Source organism: Falsihalocynthiibacter arcticus (assembly GCF_000812665.2).
Classification (GTDB): domain Bacteria; phylum Pseudomonadota; class Alphaproteobacteria; order Rhodobacterales; family Rhodobacteraceae; genus Falsihalocynthiibacter; species Falsihalocynthiibacter arcticus.
On the sequence record NZ_CP014327.1, the window covers coordinates 3,497,470 to 3,513,078 of the forward strand.

Below are 15,609 nucleotides of genomic sequence, written 5' to 3' on the forward strand. Positions count from 1 at the left end.
CTGGGGCTTTTCACTTGTTCAAAGAAAGCTTATATCGCCCCCATGACACAAAAACTCCATATCATCGGCGGCGGAATGGCCGGATCAGAGGCCGCATGGCAGGCCGCAAACCTCGGCATTGAGGTCGTGATCCACGAGATGCGCCCCACAGTCGAAACTTTTGCCCATCGCACGGGAAATTTTGCAGAAATGGTCTGCTCAAATTCCCTGCGCTCCGACGACGACGAGCAAAATGCCGTGGGCCTGCTGCATTGGGAAATGCGCCAAGCGGGCGGCATCATCATGGCCACCGCCGACAAGCACAAAATCCCGGCGGGTGGCGCTTTGGCTGTCGACCGCGACCCCTTCGCGCAATCTGTGACCGATGCGTTGATGGCGCACCCGAATATAAGTGTTGAATACGGCGAGATCACCGAATTGCCCAAAGATGGCCATTGGATTATCGCCACGGGCCCGTTGACCTCGCAAGGTTTGGGCGAAGCGATCCAAGCCGAAACTGGCGCCGACGCTCTCGCCTTTTTCGACGCCATCGCGCCGATTGTTTATTCCGAGAGCATCAATATGGATGTCGCGTGGCTTCAGTCACGTTATGACAAAGGCAACTCCGAAGAAGAGCGCAAAGCCTATGTGAATTGCCCGATGACCAAGGACCAATACGAGGCCTTCATCGACGCAATTCTAAGTGCGGAACAAGCCGAATTCCACGAGGGCGAGACCGCCGGATATTTCGACGGATGTTTGCCGATTGAAGTCATGGCCGAGCGTGGACGCGAAACGTTGCGCTTTGGTCCGATGAAACCCGTCGGCCTGACCAACGCCCACGACCCCGAAAACAAACCTTATGCAGTGGTTCAACTTAGGCGTGATAACGCTTTGGGAACATTGATGAACATCGTTGGTTTCCAAACCAAAATGAAGTACGGCGCTCAGGCAGAAGTCCTCAAAATGATCCCCGGTCTGGAAGAGGCAAGTTTCGCGCGTCTTGGCGGTATTCACCGCAATACCTTCATTAATTCGCCGACTTTGCTGGACGATCAGATGCGCCTCAAGTCCCAACCGCACATTCGTTTTGCGGGTCAGATTACAGGGGTTGAGGGCTATGTGGAAAGTGCCGCGATGGGCCTTCTGGCTGGTCGTTTTGCCGCCGCCGAAATCCTCGGAAAACCTGTGAGTGCGTTACCGCAAGACACGGCGATGGGCGCCTTGGTACATCACATCACAGGCGGGGCCGAAGCGAAAACCTTCCAGCCGATGAATGTGAACTTTGGCCTATTTCAACCCGTTGAGGGCCTCAAAAATGGCCGTCGTGGACGCAAAGATCGCTACAAAGCCTATACTGACCGCGCAAAAGCCGCGTGGACGGACTGGCTCGCGCCGCAAGAATGATTACACGTTTCGCTCCCTCGCCGACAGGCCCGCTCCATCTGGGTCACGCCTATTCTGCGCTTCTGGCTTATGACATGGCGATGATGAATGGGGGCGAATTCCTGCTGCGGATCGAGGACATCGACCAGTCCCGCGCCCGTCCCCATTGGGAAACGCAAATCTATGAAGATCTCGACTGGCTTGGCCTGTGGTGGCCGCGCCCTGTGGTGCTGCAATCCGAGCAAATGTCGCGCTATGAAACGGCCCTCGATACGCTGTGGCGCGCCGAACGCCTGTATCCCTGCCACTGTTCGCGGCGCGACATCCAAGACGCCATGAGTGCGCCACAAGAAGGCACGCAACGCCTTGGCCCTGATGGCACGATCTATCCGGGAACCTGCACCGACCTTCCTAAAGCGCATTACGGCGAAAAACCGCGCCCCTCGGCGCAAACTCTACGGTTGCGCATGCGGTCTGTGGCGCGATTGGCCGAAAAAACCGCCAAGGGAACTGGGTTTTCCTTCATTGAAACGGGCGAAGGTCCGAACGGCGAAACGGGCGAGATTTTCTTTTCGGTGGACGAACTTATCACAGAGGTTGGTGATATCGTTTTGGCTCGCAAGGGCATGGGCACAAGCTATCATTTGTCGGTAGTTTTGGACGATGCAGCACAGGAGGTCAGCCATGTAATCCGCGGCCAAGACCTCTTTGAGGCAACTAAGATTCACGTGGTATTACAAAAACTTCTAGGCCTTCCTTCACCTTCATACCACCATCACAAACTGATCCGCGACGATGACGGCAAACGCCTCGCCAAACGGGACGACGCGCGCGCCATTGCCAAGTTTCGTGCCGACGGGAAATCGCCCGAGGATATCCGCGCTATGGTGGGCCTTTAGGCCATCGGCGCCATGAGTTCGACCGCGTCGCCCTCAAGCACAGAGGTGTAAAAACACGAGCGCCGATTGGTATGACACGCAGGGCCTTCCTGCTCGACAATCATCAACAGGCAATCCGCATCACAATCTACGCGCAGATCAATCAAACGCTGGATGTGGCCACTGGTTTCGCCCTTGATCCAAAACGCCTGCCGTGAGCGACTCCAATAGGTCACGCGGCGGGTTTCAAGCGTGCGCTTCACCGCCTCGATATTCATCCATGCCATCATCAAAACGGCGCCCGTTTCATCCTGTGCAATCGCTGGAATCAGGCCTTGGTCGTTATAGACGAGTGTCTCTGGATCAAATTTCATGGCAACACCTTGTGTTTTACGGGCTTCAGCGCTTATCTAAGACAAAGGTGCGCAGATTTAAACACCAAAGGACCTACGATGCCCGATACCGATCTCATAAAACTCTATTCCGCGCGCATTTTGGCGCTTGCGGCGAATATTGGCCTGACGGATCGCCTTGAGGTACCAGATGCCACGGCGAAAAAACGCGCGCCGCTTTGTGGATCAACCGTAACTGTCGATATTGAGGTGGAAGACGGGAAGATTACTGCGTTTGGTCAAGACGTTAAGGCCTGTGCCCTTGGGCAAGCTGCGGCCTCAATTTTGGCGCAAAACATCGTTGGCGCCAGCTTTGATGAGGTCCACGCGACGCGCACCGCATTGCACGATATGCTCAAAAAAGACGGCACCGTGCCGGCGGGGCGCTTCGAGGGGTTTGAGGTCCTTTTACCCGCGCGCGAGTACAAAAACCGGCACGCCTCTATCCTTTTGTCGCTCGACGCCACGCTGGATGCGATTGAAAAAACACGCGCGCAAAACTGCGCTTAACCCTTTCGCAAGGCTGCTCCTTTAAGCGTTATCAAACGTAAAATGGAGACGCCAATGATTCCCGCGCCGGAATTTGTAAATGGACAAGCCGTGGACAGTCGCATCAGCACCTTGTCCCGAACGGCTTCTGCTCTGGGGTATGAAATTGTTGATATTGCTGGTTTTCTCGACCTCATCAATGAAAAAACGCATAGTCAATTAGGGACCCTTGCCGAAGTCCGCAAAGGGGCGGCTCGCGTGAGTGAGGCAAATTCTGCGGTGCTTCTGGCCGTGAAGAAGGTGAGCGATGCTTCCTTTCAAATGAATGGGGCTGTTGAAACCTCGATGGCGGATATCCGCAAGACCTCTGGCCAGACGAAAGACGTCGCCGAATGGGTTCAAACCATTGACGAACGTATGACAACCGTCGAGGCTACCCTTCTCGGGGTCCAAGAGAACAACGACGCCATCGCAAAAATCGCCAGACAAGTGAATATTCTAGCGATTAATGCCAAGATTGAGGCCGCGCGCGCGGGCGATGCAGGGCGCGGGTTCGCCGTTGTGGCCGAAGCCATTAACGAGTTATCCCATAAGACAGCCGCCGCTGCGGCGGGGATATCCGACAATATTACGTCCCTGTCGGGATGGATCGGGTCGATGAAAACCGAAGCTGGCGGTATTTCCGAAAAGGCAACCAGCGTTCTAACGGGCGCCGAACTTACAGATACCGCCCTTACTGGTATTTCTGAAAGCGTAAAACTCTCCATGGCGCAGGCAAGCCAGATCGCCGCGGACGCCGAGAATGTGCGTGCTGCCGGACAGGAGTTTGAACCCAGTTTCAATCTTATTGGTGGCTCGGTTGAAGAGGCGGCGGAAGGCATTTCACAGGCATTTACCCGCGTGCAGGCTCTCATTGATCGCTCGGAAAGCATTGTTCAAACAACGGTAGAAATGGGAGGAACAAGCGACGACATTTCGTTTATCAACCTCGTCAAAGAGCGCGCCACGATGGTTTCAAATACCTTTGAAGCCGGTATAATTGAAGGTGCTATTGGAATGAGCCAACTCTTTGACCAAACCTATTCTGACATTGCAGGAACGAACCCTGTGCAAAAAATGGCACCATTCACATCCTTCATGGACCGTGTGTTGCCGATAATCCAGGAAGAGGTTCTAACATTTGACGAACGGATCGTGTTTTGCGCATGTGTGGACCGGAACGGATATTTGCCGACCCACAATAAAAAGTTTTCGCAGAAACCAAGCCACGACCCGGCTTGGAATACAGCCAATTGCCGAAATCGACGCATTTTCGATGACCGCGTTGGGCTAAAGTCCGGAAACAACAAAGAACCGTTCCTCCTCCAAGTCTATCGGCGGGACATGGGAGGCGGCGAATTCACGATGATGAAAGACTTGTCGGCACCAATTATTGTGCAGGGAAGACTGTGGGGCGGCATTCGGATCGCCTACAACTTCAAATAAAAAGCCGCCGTCCCTGGGGAAGGAACGGCGGCGAATATGCCCAGCGAAAGTTCGTTGCGTTTCTGGAAGAGGCACTTACAGAAAAGATATGAACAGGCAGTTTCATGAGATTGCGCATCACTATGGGGACAAGATGCGTAAAATCGACTTCACTGGGCGGGGTCAGACAGGCAGTGCAAACTAGGCAAAGCCAGGTAAAAAAAGTGCTCCAAGCAACATGAAAACAACAGCCGACAAGCCTGCTGCATCCTGCAACAGAGTTCCCGAAGAGCGGCTTATAATTTTTTTAAGTTCGCTAAACATTTTCATCTCCACCTTCACACTTTAGTTGCCTCTTTGTTCTCATTTTATGAACAGGAAGTAAAGAACTAAATGCGAACATTGGTGAACAAATGAGAACGCGATGTCGAAAAATACGACTAACCCACTGAAATTAAACGAATTGCCTTATCTTGCTCCATTAACCACAAAAGTGAACGCGCAGCCTGACCACGTGGGCTGATTAACTCGGGGTCCAAAGTCAAAAGCGTACGCGCATCCTTCTGCGCAATGGCCATAAGCGCGGCTTGTCGCTCTAGGTCTGCAATTGCAAAGCGCGGTATACCCGATTGCGCGGTTCCAATGACATCCCCAGCCCCCCGTATCTCCAAATCTTCCTGCGCAATCCGAAACCCGTCTTCGCTTTCGCGTAATATTTCGAGACGGCGCTGCCCCGTTTTACTTAACGGTGGCTGGTAAAGAAGAACACATGTCGACTTCCCGGCGCCACGCCCTACACGCCCCCGCAATTGATGAAGTTGCGCTAGACCAAAGCTCTCGGCGCGCTCAATCACCATAATAGTTGCATTTGGTACATCAACACCGACCTCAATGACCGTCGTTGCAACCAACACAGACCGTTCACCCGCAACAAACTGCGCCATTGCTTGGTCTTTTTCCTGTGATGGCATTTGCCCATGCACCAAAGTAACCACGTTTTCTCCCAATTCGGCTCGTAGATTCTTGAACCGATCTTCGGCAGCGGTCATGTCGATCAACTCGCTCTCTTCCACGAGAGGGCAAACCCAATATGCTTGCTTACCTTCTGAAACGGCTTTTCGCAGGCTGCTAACAATCTCGTCTATACGCCCTGTTGTGACCATAACCGTTGAAATAGGCTGCCGTCCTGCCGGTTTTTCATCTAAAATGGAAACATCTAAATCACCGAATTGCGCCAAGGCTAGGCTTCGGGGAATCGGCGTCGCCGTCATAACCAATACGTCTGCGCGCTTCCCCTTAGCTCCCAATCGCGCCCGTTGCTCCACGCCAAATCGGTGCTGTTCGTCTACGACCGCTAAGCGTAAATCATTAAAAACAACGTCATCTTGGAACACAGCATGCGTTCCAACCAAAATCTGAATGGCGCCACATGCTAAAGCCTCAAGTTTTTTCGTACGCTCTTTGCCTTTGTCTCGCCCCGTAAGAATTTCAATATTCACACCCGCAGTTTGCGCAAGCGGACGCAGCCCCTCTAAATGCTGGCGCGCAAGAATCTCGGTTGGGGCCATCATCACACCCTGCCCACCAGATTCGACCGCATTTAATAAAACGGCCAGCGCAACCAGAGTTTTTCCTGCTCCAACATCCCCCTGCAAAAGCCGGTTCATCCGAAACGGTTGTGCCATATCAAAACGAATTTCCTCGATTGCGCGATACTGGGCTTCTGTCGGAACAAAAGGAAGTGTTTTCAATACCCTATCAAATAGGAGTCCTTCCCCCTTTGTCTCTTTCCCTTTCAATTTCCGCGCAGCATTCCGCGCAAGCGCAAGTGTCAATTGATGGGCAAAAAACTCGTCATAGGCTAACCTTTGTCGAGACATGCTCTCTGGCGACAAATCTTGGTTGCTCTCTGGATTGTGTGCCGCATTTAGGCTTTCTTTCCAGCCCCCCCATCCTCGCTCTCCCTTTAAAGATGGATCGATCCATTCCCCGAGTTCAGGCAGACGTTCCAGAGTCGCGGCGACAGCCTTGCTGATAACTTTTTGGGTAATTCCCACTGTAGAAGGGTAAACAGGCTCAAACTCAGGGATCAACGTGGCGTCCGCTAATTCAACTATATGATCCGGATGGACAATTTGGGCTATGCCATCAAAAACCTCAAGCTTTCCCGAGACAATTCGGCGCTCACCTATGGGCAGAATTTTTTCAAGATAGTCCTGCCTTGCGTGAAAAAACACAAGTTGGAGCGTGGTTTGCGCATCCTGAACATAAATCCGGTACGGTCGACCACGACTAACTGCAGGTTTGTGATTTAGAATTTCGACTTCAACGGTAACAACGCATGGAGCATCGGCCCCTATAACACTCGTAATCGGACGTCGATCAACCCCAGAAAAGGGCAACAAAAACAGAAGGTCACGCGGTTTACCAATACTCATTCGCGCGAAGTTTTCCGACGCTTTTGGGCCGACGCCGTCCAGTGTTTTCAAATCAGAAAACAATGGGAAAAGCCCTTCTGGACGTGAACTCATAGCCCTTCGATCATGGCCAGCCATGCATCTTCATCAATGACTTCTATTCCTAGGTCTTCAGCTTTCTTCGCTTTGGATCCGGCGCCTGGGCCGGCAACAAGCAAATCAGTTTTTTTGGACACGCTTCCAGAAACTTTTGCTCCAAGATCTTCAGCGCGCGCCTTGGCTTCTGCGCGACTCATCTTCTCCAAAGTCCCTGTGAATACAACTATTTTTCCAACCACGGGACTACTTTCCATCTCTTTGAATACCGCATCCAAGGGTGTTAATTGGGAGATGAGTGCGTCAATTGCAACGCGTTCTCGCGGGTTTTGAAATGCGGCCACGAGAGACGTTGCCATGACAACTCCAACGCCATCAATTGACAAAAGATCTTCCCAAGCGTCGCCACCGCCAACGGTCACAGATGTGAGGCCCACTACAAATTTAGACCACGACTGATAATGATTAGCTAAAAGTACACCTGAACTTTCACCGACATGCCTAATTCCGAGGGAAAAAATAAGCTTCGCGAGGGGAATCTGGCGCTTTGCATCTATTGCATCAAACAAGTTAGCGGCTGATTTACCTCCCCAACCCTCTCGGTTTTTAAGCTGATTCAGGCCATTTTCGTATCTTTCGCGCAGGGTAAAAATATCAGCGGGGCTTTCTATCCATCCATCTTTGTAAAACAGCTCAATTTGTTTGGCCCCGAGCCCCTCGATATCGAATGCAGACCGGGAAACAAAATGCTTTAACTTTTCAACGACTTGTGCGGCACAAATAATCCCACCGGTGCATCTACGAACAGCATCGCCCTCTTCTCGGATGGCCGGAGACTGACAAACTTCACAAACTTCTGGGAAAACAAACGGTTGGCTATCAACAGGCCTTTTGGATAAATCTACGTCCGAAATTTTTGGAATAACGTCGCCCGCACGATAGACTTGGACCCAGTCACCTTCACGGATATCTTTGCCGTCTCGAATTAATTCACCTTTGTTTCCACGCCCCTGAATATAGTCCTCATTGTGAAGAGTCGCGTTACTCACCACAACGCCGCCAACGGTAACCGGCGAAAGCCTTGCCACGGGAGAAAGCGCCCCTGTTCTTCCGACTTGGATTTCAATTTTTTCGAGGCGTGTCCAAGCAAGTTCGGCAGGGAACTTATGTGCGATCGCCCAGCGAGGCGTTGTGCTTCGAAATCCCAATCGTTTTTGCAAAGTCAGGAGGTTCACTTTATACACGACGCCGTCAATATCATAACCAAGCGAGGCTCGGGACTGCTCGATAGATTTGTAATGAGCCAAAAGCTCTTGTGGCCCCTGACATATTTCCGTCAGATCGTTTACTGAAAAGCCAAATGCTTTTAAACGCGAAATCGCATTGAATTGCGTTTCTGCCAGTGGCTCTGAAAGCTCTCCCCACGCATAGGCAAAAAACTTTAACGGTCGGCCTTTGGTGATCTTTGAATCCAGTTGACGAAGGGAACCAGCGGCAGCGTTGCGCGGATTGGCAAAGGTTTTTTCTCCGTTTGCAATCTGGCGTTCATTCAAGTTCTGAAAGTCTTGATGAGACATGTACACTTCACCGCGAACCTCAAGGATAGAGGGCGCGTTGAATAGTTCTTGTGGGATATCAGATATCGTTCGCGCGTTTTCGGTAACATTCTCACCAATTGAGCCGTCCCCACGCGTCGCAGCATGTACGAGTTGACCGTCTTCATACCGTAGCGAAAGCGACAGGCCATCAATTTTGGGCTCAGCAGTAAATTCCAATGCCTCGGTCGTAGAATAGCCCAGAAACTTTCGAATACGCGCATCAAAGTCTTCGACATCGGGCTCCTCAAACGCATTTCCAAGAGAGAGCATTCGAATTGTATGGGTGATTTTGCCAAACCCGGATTCCGCAGGGGCTCCAATTTTCTCACTTGGGCTATCGAAGTGCCTTAAAGCGGGAAATCGAGCTTCTATCTCGCTGTTTCGGCGTTTGAGAGCGTCATACTCTGCATCCGACAAGGTGGGCGCGTCTAGGCCATGATAGTCAGAATTGGCCTTCGACAATATTTTAGCAAGACGCACGAGTTCGATCTGCGCTTCAGATTCGGTCATGTCTTGTGGTTTTTTCTGTTCCATTGGACCTCGCTTGCCATGAGAGCAAACTATGCGTCAAGACAAGTGAGGTCCAGCGGAAGAGAAAGAGCATGTACAGTTTTCTTACACCTAAAAACTGAACATGGTTTGCAAGTTAGGCACCAACGGCAAGGGGTTCCTCAAGTTCCATTGGCTGTGGATCGCGCAAAACATAGCCGCGCCCCCAAACAGTTTCGATGTAATTATCCCCAGTTGTTGCCTCGGCGAGTTTTTTGCGAAGTTTACAAATAAACACGTCGATAATTTTAAGCTCTGGTTCATCCATGCCGCCATAGAGATGGTTAAGGAACATCTCTTTTGTGAGCGTTGTCCCTTTACGAAGGGAGAGAAGCTCTAGCATTTGGTATTCTTTGCCCGTCAAATGCACCGTTTTACCCGAGACATCGACGGTTTTCGCATCAAGGTTGACCGAAATCTTGCCGGTACTAATGACCGACTGGGAGTGGCCTTTTGAGCGACGAATGATGGCATGAATTCGTGCAACCAATTCTTCACGATGAAAAGGTTTCGTCATGTAATCGTCCGCTCCAAAACCAAACCCTTTGATCTTGTTCTCGGTATCATCTTCGCCCGTCAGAATGAGGATAGGCGTATCGATACGTGCCAAACGAAGTTGTCGAAGCACTTCGTGTCCGTTCATGTCCGGCAAATTAAGATCGAGCAAAATCAAATCGTAGTCATACAATTTCGCAAGATCGATACCTTCTTCCCCAAGATCGGTACAATAGACATTTAGATTCGCATGAGTGAGCATCAGTTCGATGCTTTTAGATGTAGTTGGATCGTCTTCCACTAATAGGATACGCATTATATTTCTCCGCTGGTAACCCTTCTTATGCATTAACACTGGCTAAAATTGGTTAACTACAAGTTACCAATTGAGAAACGTTAGCATTAACAACCTAAAGTTGTCGATATTTTTGCAATGCTGTGGACTTTAGGGCGGATTCACCGTGTTTTTCGATGGCTTCGACCCATGATTCGAACTCCTCTTCGCTTAAACCATACTTCTCCAACGCCTCTTTTAAGGGAATCAACCCATAGGCGACCCCTCGCACCACGGCCGCTTTCCGACTCGCCACCCATCGGCGCGTTTGCTCTGGCGGCAAATCCGCACGGGTTAAAACAGTCCCATCGGGCAGCGTAACTGCACGCGGACCCTCAACTTTTTTCAAAAACATACCATTCCCCTCGGTTTCCATAGGGTGAATTTGCCTAAACAGCCTTAACGGAGAATGAAACGCCCCCTTGTTAGTAGTTCGCATTTTCTTATATTCTGCAGTACCTTGTTTAGGATAATTAAGATGCCGTTGGATTCGACCCACCCCGTTAACTCTCTTGGCTTTGCCAAACCGCCCTCCCAGACACGCGTTGTGGTTGCAATGTCGGGTGGCGTGGACAGCTCTGTAGTGGCCGCAATGCTCGCAGATGAGGGCTATGACGTGGTTGGGGTGACGCTCCAGCTGTATGATCACGGTGCTGCGCTGGCCAAAAAAGGCGCTTGTTGTGCGGGCGTGGATATTCATGATGCGCGCCGCGTTGCCGAGGAAATGGGCTTCCCACATTACGTGCTTGATTATGAGAACGTTTTTAAAGATGCCGTGATTGACGAATTCGCCGATGCCTATCTTGCGGGTGCGACGCCCGTGCCATGCATTCGCTGCAACGAGCGTGTGAAATTCAAGGATCTCTTGGAAACCGCCAAGGACTTGGATGCCGATTGCATGGCGACCGGCCATTATATCCAACGCAAAATGGGCGACAACGGCCCTGAGCTGCACAGTGCAACCGATGCCAACCGCGATCAAAGCTATTTCCTGTTCTCAACAACCGAAGACCAGCTGTCTTATTTGCGCTTCCCCTTGGGCCATCTGGCGAGCAAGGACGAAACCCGCAAACTGGCGCAAAAATATGGCCTCGTTGTTGCGGACAAGCCCGACAGCCAAGACATTTGTTTCGTGCCCGACGGGAATTACGCCAGCGTCATCCTTAAGTTGCGCCCAGAAGCCGCCGATCCCGGCGATATTGTGGATTTGGACGGCAATGTTGTGGGCAGCCACAAGGGCGTGATCCATTATACCATTGGACAGCGCCGTGGACTCGGCATTGGCGGCCTAACCGATCCAATTTATGTGGTGAAGCTTGATCCCGAGAAAAAACACGTGGTCGTGGGGCCAAAATCGGCGCTCTCGACACGGATCATTCCCATTCGCGAAATCAACTGGCTGAATGATGAACCGTTGATGAGTAAAGAAGAGTGGCATATTTCCGTCAAAGTGCGCTCGACCCGCCCGCCACGCGATGCGATTTTGCGCCCGATTTCCGAAACCGAAGCAACGGTGGAGTTGCTCTCGGCGGAAGAAGGCGTCTCGCCCGGTCAAGCCTGCGTGTTCTATGACAATGACAGCAGTCGTATTTTCGGGGGCGGCTGGATTTGGCGCGGTAATTAACGCGCGAGGGCGACGATCACGGACTCGGCGGCACGCGCACCAGGATCTTCGCCACCTTCACCAAGTCTTTCCATCGTAATCTCCATTGAGGCCAATTGGCCCTGTGGCGATTTCCAAAGATCAACAAGGGCTGGCGCGATATTTTCGGGCCGGCAATTTTCGCCCAAAAACTCGGGAACATCGCGGCGTTCACTCACGAGGTTCACCAAGGTCACCGTGTCGACCTTCAACAACCGCGCAATCATTTTCCGGCTGAGCCAATTCATATCATAGGCGATCACCATCGGCGTGCGCGCATGTGCCAACTCAAGTGAAACGGTGCCTGATGCCGCGAGGGCAATATCCGCAGCAGCGAACGCCGCGCGTTTTTCGGCCTGCCCAGCCGCGCTGCTGTCGGTCTCCAACAGAATGACGGGTGGGGAAATATCCCATCCCTCAACCAATTCGCGCACCAGATTGCGGACACCGGGGGCGATGGGTAACACAACGCGCGCTTTCGGGATTTCCTTGACGGCTTGTGCGAGGGCGGCACCAAAAATACCGCCTAAACGGCTCACTTCGCCACGTCGCGACCCCGGAAGCGCCAAAATCAAGGGCGTCTCGGCAGAGAGCCCGTGCGAGGCCCGAAACGCATCGGCTTCGTCTTGAGTTGCTTTTGGTTCCGCCACGATCGGATGACCGACAAAATCGCAGGTCATGCCCGATTTCTGCATCAAGGGCGGCTCAAACGGCAGGAGCGCCAAGACGTGATCAATCACCTTCGCCATCTTCGGCCCGCGCCCCTCGCGCCACGCCCAGACACTGGGAGCGACATAATGCACCGTTGGAATATTACTTTGCGCCTTGAGGATTCTAGCCACCCGCAAGCAAAAGTCGGGGCTATCGATGCTGATGACGACATCCGCTTTCCAGTCGAGCGCTGCTTGAGCCGTCTCGCGAATACGACGTTTTAGGACGAAATATTTCGGCAGAACCTCAACAATCCCCATTATTGAGAGTTCAGTCATGTCAAAAAGGGAGTCCATTCCCTCGGCCTGCATCAGCGGCCCCGCGACGCCACGAAACTCCACGTCAGGCAACCGTGATTTTAGGCCCCGCATCAAAGCTGCCCCAAGTTTGTCCCCCGAAAGCTCGCCCGCAATAAGGAAGACCCGCATCAGCGGGCCTCGCCATAGATAAAGAGGCCAAGCTCTTTGGCCAACGCACAGGTTTCAGCGGGATCCACAATCATCACCTGCCCCGCCTGCACCACGACCCCCGCCAAACCCGCGCTATGGGCCCCGTGCAAGGTCTCTGGCCCAATTGCTGGCATATCCACCCGCAACTCTTGGCCGACTTTTGCACGCTTCATCAGGACGCCCTGCCGGGAGAGCGTGTTTTGCGCGATAAAGCTCAGCATCGCGTCCGTGCCTTGAATGGTTTCAATGCCATAACAAAGCCCGTTGGCAACAACACAGCCCTGCCCCACATCCACCGGTGACAGCGCCGTGAGAATGGCGTGCGCACGATCCATATCCCGCAAGGCCTGCTCGGTGGGCGCCTCCCCCGCAATAAGCCCTTCGGTGGCTAAAATTTCGGGGCAAATTTCATGGGCACCAACAACGGTAAACCCCGCGTCCTCAAAGACCTCCACGACAATGCGCAAGATGTGATCGTCGCCGCCCTTCATGGCTGCAATCAAACGTGGCGCCAAGCGCATCATCGTTGCATCAAAACGCAACGGATTCAGCGCAGGGCGTCGAAGACCTCCCGCAAAACACACCCGTTTGACGCCCTGCTTGTGCAATTCCTTGAACAACCCGCCGAGTTTTTCAAAACGAGCTTCGTAATCGGGATGGGCATCCGTATCGACACCCTGAAACGTCACAACAAAACTGTCGGCTTCCCGCGCGGCGACTTGAAGCGGCAAATCCCCGCGCCCAGCAAGCACCGCAAGGCGGCTTGGTGCGTCGGCCGCCACTAGCTTGGAGTCAGAAAGCCGCGATCGCTTTCCCCCAAAATAAACTGCGTAATTTCATCTACATAGGTGCTGTCGTAATCTTCCGAAAGGCGCATAGCGCGTTCTTGGAACTGGCCTTCACCTTGCCGCAACATCTGAAACGCTGCGCGCAACGCGGAAATATCCGCCCGCGACACACCCCGCCGTTTAAGCCCGACCAAGTTAAGCCCGTCCAATTCACCGCGCGGCCCTTGCACAAGCCCAAAGGGAATGACGTCATTCGTCACCATAGTCACCGCGCCGATAATCGCACCGCGCCCCAATCGGACGAATTGATGAATGCCCGATAAGCCGCCGATAATAACGTCATCGGCCACCACACAATGCCCCGCAAGAGCGGCCTGATTGGCGAGGATTACACGATTCCCAACCGTGGTGTCATGGCCCACATGAGCGCCTGTCATAAACAGGCAGTCGTCGCCCACGCGGGTGATGCCGCCGCCGCCAGTGGTGCCCGTATTCATCGTGACACCCTCGCGGATACGATTGCGCGCCCCAACAATCAGACGGGTTTTTTCGCCGTCGAATTTGAGGTCTTGTGGCACCTCACCAATCGAGGCAAAGGGGAAAATCTCGCAATCTTCGCCGATTTCAGTTATTCCCGCCAACACGACATGGCTCTTGAGTACGACACCCCGCGCCAAAGTCACATCCGCCCCGATATGCGAAAATGGCCCGACAACACAGGCCGGCCCTATGGTCGCACCGTCTTCTACAACAGCGGAAGGGTGGATATTGGCGCTGGGATCAATACTCAAAAGTTAGCCCTCACCCTGCAAATCAATCATTGCAGTGAAATCCGCTTCAGCGACGATTTTGCCGTCAACCTTCGCGTCACCGTGGAATTTCCAAATCATCCCGCGCGCCTTCACGACGGTCACATGTAATTCAAGAACATCGCCGGGCACAACTTTCTGGCGGAACTTGCCGTTGTCCACAGACATGAAATACACCAACAGCGGCTTGTCGACCATTTCAAGCCACAGACCAACTAGCACAGCAGCCGATTGCGCCATGGCTTCGATGATCATCACGCCTGGCATGATCGGCGCTCCGGGGAAGTGACCCTGAAAATGCGGTTCGTTTATCGTTACATTCTTAACACCAACTGCGCTTTTTCCCGGAACGATGTCCTTCATTTTATCCACTAATAAAAACGGATACCGATGGGGAATAATGCGTTGAATAAGGTCTAGGTCTGCATGAGTCTTGTCTTTGGATTGCATAGGAGCTCCAGTCGCTTCGCGTTTTTATTATGTTCTTTGAGTACCAAAACTGGGCCGCGCATTCAATAGCGCTCACCCCGTGAAAACCACGCCTTACGGTTTGCCATCTCGCAAAACCTGATCCACACGTAAAATGGCTTCGTTTGTAATATCGATCGTGGGATCGGGCAGTAAGATCACCCGAGAATCCAGAATTCCCAAGGCATTGCGCTCTCTTAGGACATTCCGCAAAATAGGGAGACTGGCATCGTTGAACGCTTGCCGCCCCTCACTTGCCCGCTTACCGAGTTCTTGGCCTTTGCGTTCCTGCGCATCGCGAATGCCTTGCACCTTGTCGTCAAAAGCATCGGCGAGGACACGGAATTCGTCTGGAGACAAAACCGCACGTCGTTCAAGCAAGCGCAATTCTTCGGTCTCTAAATCCCGAGTCAACTTTCCGTTTTCCAGTTGGATTTCTTTGGCGAGTGCCTTGACCTCTTCTTGAATTCGCAACCCAAACGCGGATTCCGCGTACAGGCGTTCCGGATCCAAAATTACAAAACTGCCGTGTGCGATTGGCGGAATATCCCCCGTCTCAGTTTCTGCACCGACGATTGTACTGTCCGAGCTCTGTGCCATTGCGGAGAAACTGCAAAGTGCAATGACGCAGGCTGCGACTAAAACCGCACTAGAGAGTGTCACAA

General features: G+C 52.6%; 16 protein-coding genes. 5 read left to right on the forward strand and 11 right to left on the reverse strand.

From position 1 onward, the window contains the following. Positions 1 to 42 precede the first annotated feature (42 nt). A complete protein-coding gene (gene trmFO / locus RC74_RS17190) occupies positions 43 to 1,386 on the forward strand; it encodes a methylenetetrahydrofolate--tRNA-(uracil(54)-C(5))-methyltransferase (FADH(2)-oxidizing) TrmFO (protein ID WP_039003598.1) in 1,344 nt (447 codons plus the stop codon). Further along, on the forward strand, positions 1,383 to 2,264 hold the full coding sequence (gluQRS, locus tag RC74_RS17195; RefSeq protein ID WP_039003599.1) for a tRNA glutamyl-Q(34) synthetase GluQRS: 882 nt from the start codon (positions 1,383 to 1,385) through the stop codon (positions 2,262 to 2,264). The genes trmFO and gluQRS overlap by 4 nt, the downstream gene beginning before the upstream one ends. Here the strand turns inward: gluQRS and hisI are convergent. Next, positions 2,261 to 2,617, reverse strand: a complete 357-nt coding sequence (gene hisI / locus RC74_RS17200) for a phosphoribosyl-AMP cyclohydrolase (protein WP_039003600.1) — start codon at positions 2,615 to 2,617, stop codon at positions 2,261 to 2,263. The two genes, gluQRS and hisI, sit on opposite strands and share 4 nt — an antisense overlap. Positions 2,618 to 2,695: 78 nt before the next feature. Here hisI and RC74_RS17205 point away from each other — a divergent pair, with 78 nt between their 5' ends. Both RC74_RS17205 and RC74_RS17210 read left to right on the forward strand, forming a co-directional pair. Next, positions 2,696 to 3,145 carry an iron-sulfur cluster assembly scaffold protein gene (locus tag RC74_RS17205; protein ID WP_039003601.1) on the forward strand — a complete coding sequence of 150 codons (450 nt, stop codon included), beginning with the start codon at positions 2,696 to 2,698 and terminating at the stop codon, positions 3,143 to 3,145. A 54-nt stretch (positions 3,146 to 3,199) separates the two neighbouring features. Continuing rightward, positions 3,200 to 4,609: a methyl-accepting chemotaxis protein gene (locus RC74_RS17210; protein ID WP_039003602.1), complete on the forward strand. Its 1,410-nt coding sequence runs from the start codon at positions 3,200 to 3,202 to the stop codon at positions 4,607 to 4,609. 180 nt (positions 4,610 to 4,789) lie between these two features. Here RC74_RS17210 and RC74_RS23410 read toward each other — a convergent pair whose 3' ends face one another. The 5 genes from RC74_RS23410 to sciP form a co-directional block, all read right to left on the reverse strand. Then, on the reverse strand, positions 4,790 to 4,912 hold the full coding sequence (locus RC74_RS23410; protein ID WP_257722125.1) for a hypothetical protein: 123 nt from the start codon (positions 4,910 to 4,912) through the stop codon (positions 4,790 to 4,792). A gap of 116 nt (positions 4,913 to 5,028) precedes the next feature. Further along, entirely contained in the window at positions 5,029 to 7,119 is a 2,091-nt protein-coding gene (gene recG, locus RC74_RS17215) for an ATP-dependent DNA helicase RecG (RefSeq protein ID WP_039003603.1), read from the reverse strand. Beyond that, a complete protein-coding gene (ligA, locus tag RC74_RS17220; protein ID WP_039003604.1) occupies positions 7,116 to 9,233 on the reverse strand; it encodes an NAD-dependent DNA ligase LigA in 2,118 nt (705 codons plus the stop codon). The genes recG and ligA overlap by 4 nt, the downstream gene beginning before the upstream one ends. Before the next feature lie 112 nt (positions 9,234 to 9,345). Continuing rightward, positions 9,346 to 10,059 carry a response regulator transcription factor CtrA gene (ctrA, locus tag RC74_RS17225; protein WP_039003605.1) on the reverse strand — a complete coding sequence of 238 codons (714 nt, stop codon included), beginning with the start codon at positions 10,057 to 10,059 and terminating at the stop codon, positions 9,346 to 9,348. Positions 10,060 to 10,153: 94 nt separating this feature from the next. Beyond that, positions 10,154 to 10,432, reverse strand: coding sequence for a CtrA inhibitor SciP (sciP, locus tag RC74_RS17230; RefSeq protein WP_039003611.1), 279 nt, complete (start codon positions 10,430 to 10,432; stop codon positions 10,154 to 10,156). 123 nt (positions 10,433 to 10,555) lie between these two features. Between sciP and mnmA the strand changes: the two genes are divergently transcribed. Continuing rightward, entirely contained in the window at positions 10,556 to 11,701 is a 1,146-nt protein-coding gene (mnmA, locus tag RC74_RS17235; RefSeq protein ID WP_039003606.1) for a tRNA 2-thiouridine(34) synthase MnmA, read from the forward strand. Here mnmA and lpxB read toward each other — a convergent pair. The 5 genes from lpxB to RC74_RS17260 all read right to left on the reverse strand — a co-directional run bounded on the left by lpxB (position 11,698) and on the right by RC74_RS17260 (position 15,544). Further along, positions 11,698 to 12,858, reverse strand: a complete 1,161-nt coding sequence (gene lpxB / locus RC74_RS17240) for a lipid-A-disaccharide synthase (RefSeq protein ID WP_039003607.1) — start codon at positions 12,856 to 12,858, stop codon at positions 11,698 to 11,700. The genes mnmA and lpxB overlap by 4 nt on opposite strands. Then, entirely contained in the window at positions 12,858 to 13,661 is an 804-nt protein-coding gene (locus RC74_RS17245) for an LpxI family protein (RefSeq protein ID WP_039003608.1), read from the reverse strand. Before RC74_RS17245 ends, lpxB begins: the two co-directional genes overlap by 1 nt. Then, the gene (gene lpxA / locus RC74_RS17250) at positions 13,661 to 14,458 is read right to left on the reverse strand and encodes an acyl-ACP--UDP-N-acetylglucosamine O-acyltransferase (RefSeq protein WP_082802343.1); all 798 of its coding nucleotides are present in this window, start codon (positions 14,456 to 14,458) and stop codon (positions 13,661 to 13,663) included. Before lpxA ends, RC74_RS17245 begins: the two co-directional genes overlap by 1 nt. Before the next feature lie 3 nt (positions 14,459 to 14,461). After that, complete coding sequence (fabZ, locus tag RC74_RS17255; RefSeq protein WP_039003609.1) at positions 14,462 to 14,926, reverse strand: 3-hydroxyacyl-ACP dehydratase FabZ; 465 nt, start codon at positions 14,924 to 14,926, stop codon at positions 14,462 to 14,464. A 93-nt stretch (positions 14,927 to 15,019) separates the two neighbouring features. Further along, complete coding sequence (locus tag RC74_RS17260; RefSeq protein ID WP_052274995.1) at positions 15,020 to 15,544, reverse strand: OmpH/Skp family outer membrane protein; 525 nt, start codon at positions 15,542 to 15,544, stop codon at positions 15,020 to 15,022. Positions 15,545 to 15,609 lie beyond the last annotated feature (65 nt).

Excerpts from the sequence above, each read along its gene's own strand:
- trmFO (WP_039003598.1), top strand. The coding sequence starts at position 43 with ATGACACAAAAACTCCATATCATCGGCGGCGGAATGGCCGGATCAGAG.
- gluQRS (WP_039003599.1), top strand. The coding sequence starts at position 1,383 with ATGATTACACGTTTCGCTCCCTCGCCGACAGGCCCGCTCCATCTGGGT.
- hisI (WP_039003600.1), bottom strand. The coding sequence starts at position 2,617 with ATGAAATTTGATCCAGAGACACTCGTCTATAACGACCAAGGCCTGATT.
- RC74_RS17205 (WP_039003601.1), top strand. The coding sequence starts at position 2,696 with ATGCCCGATACCGATCTCATAAAACTCTATTCCGCGCGCATTTTGGCG.
- RC74_RS17210 (WP_039003602.1), top strand. The coding sequence starts at position 3,200 with ATGATTCCCGCGCCGGAATTTGTAAATGGACAAGCCGTGGACAGTCGC.
- RC74_RS23410 (WP_257722125.1), bottom strand. The coding sequence starts at position 4,912 with ATGTTTAGCGAACTTAAAAAAATTATAAGCCGCTCTTCGGGAACTCTG.
- recG (WP_039003603.1), bottom strand. The coding sequence starts at position 7,119 with ATGAGTTCACGTCCAGAAGGGCTTTTCCCATTGTTTTCTGATTTGAAA.
- ligA (WP_039003604.1), bottom strand. The coding sequence starts at position 9,233 with ATGGAACAGAAAAAACCACAAGACATGACCGAATCTGAAGCGCAGATC.
- ctrA (WP_039003605.1), bottom strand. The coding sequence starts at position 10,059 with ATGCGTATCCTATTAGTGGAAGACGATCCAACTACATCTAAAAGCATC.
- sciP (WP_039003611.1), bottom strand. The coding sequence starts at position 10,432 with ATGTTTTTGAAAAAAGTTGAGGGTCCGCGTGCAGTTACGCTGCCCGAT.
- mnmA (WP_039003606.1), top strand. The coding sequence starts at position 10,556 with ATGCCGTTGGATTCGACCCACCCCGTTAACTCTCTTGGCTTTGCCAAA.
- lpxB (WP_039003607.1), bottom strand. The coding sequence starts at position 12,858 with ATGCGGGTCTTCCTTATTGCGGGCGAGCTTTCGGGGGACAAACTTGGG.
- fabZ (WP_039003609.1), bottom strand. The coding sequence starts at position 14,926 with ATGCAATCCAAAGACAAGACTCATGCAGACCTAGACCTTATTCAACGC.
- RC74_RS17260 (WP_052274995.1), bottom strand. The coding sequence starts at position 15,544 with ATGGCACAGAGCTCGGACAGTACAATCGTCGGTGCAGAAACTGAGACG.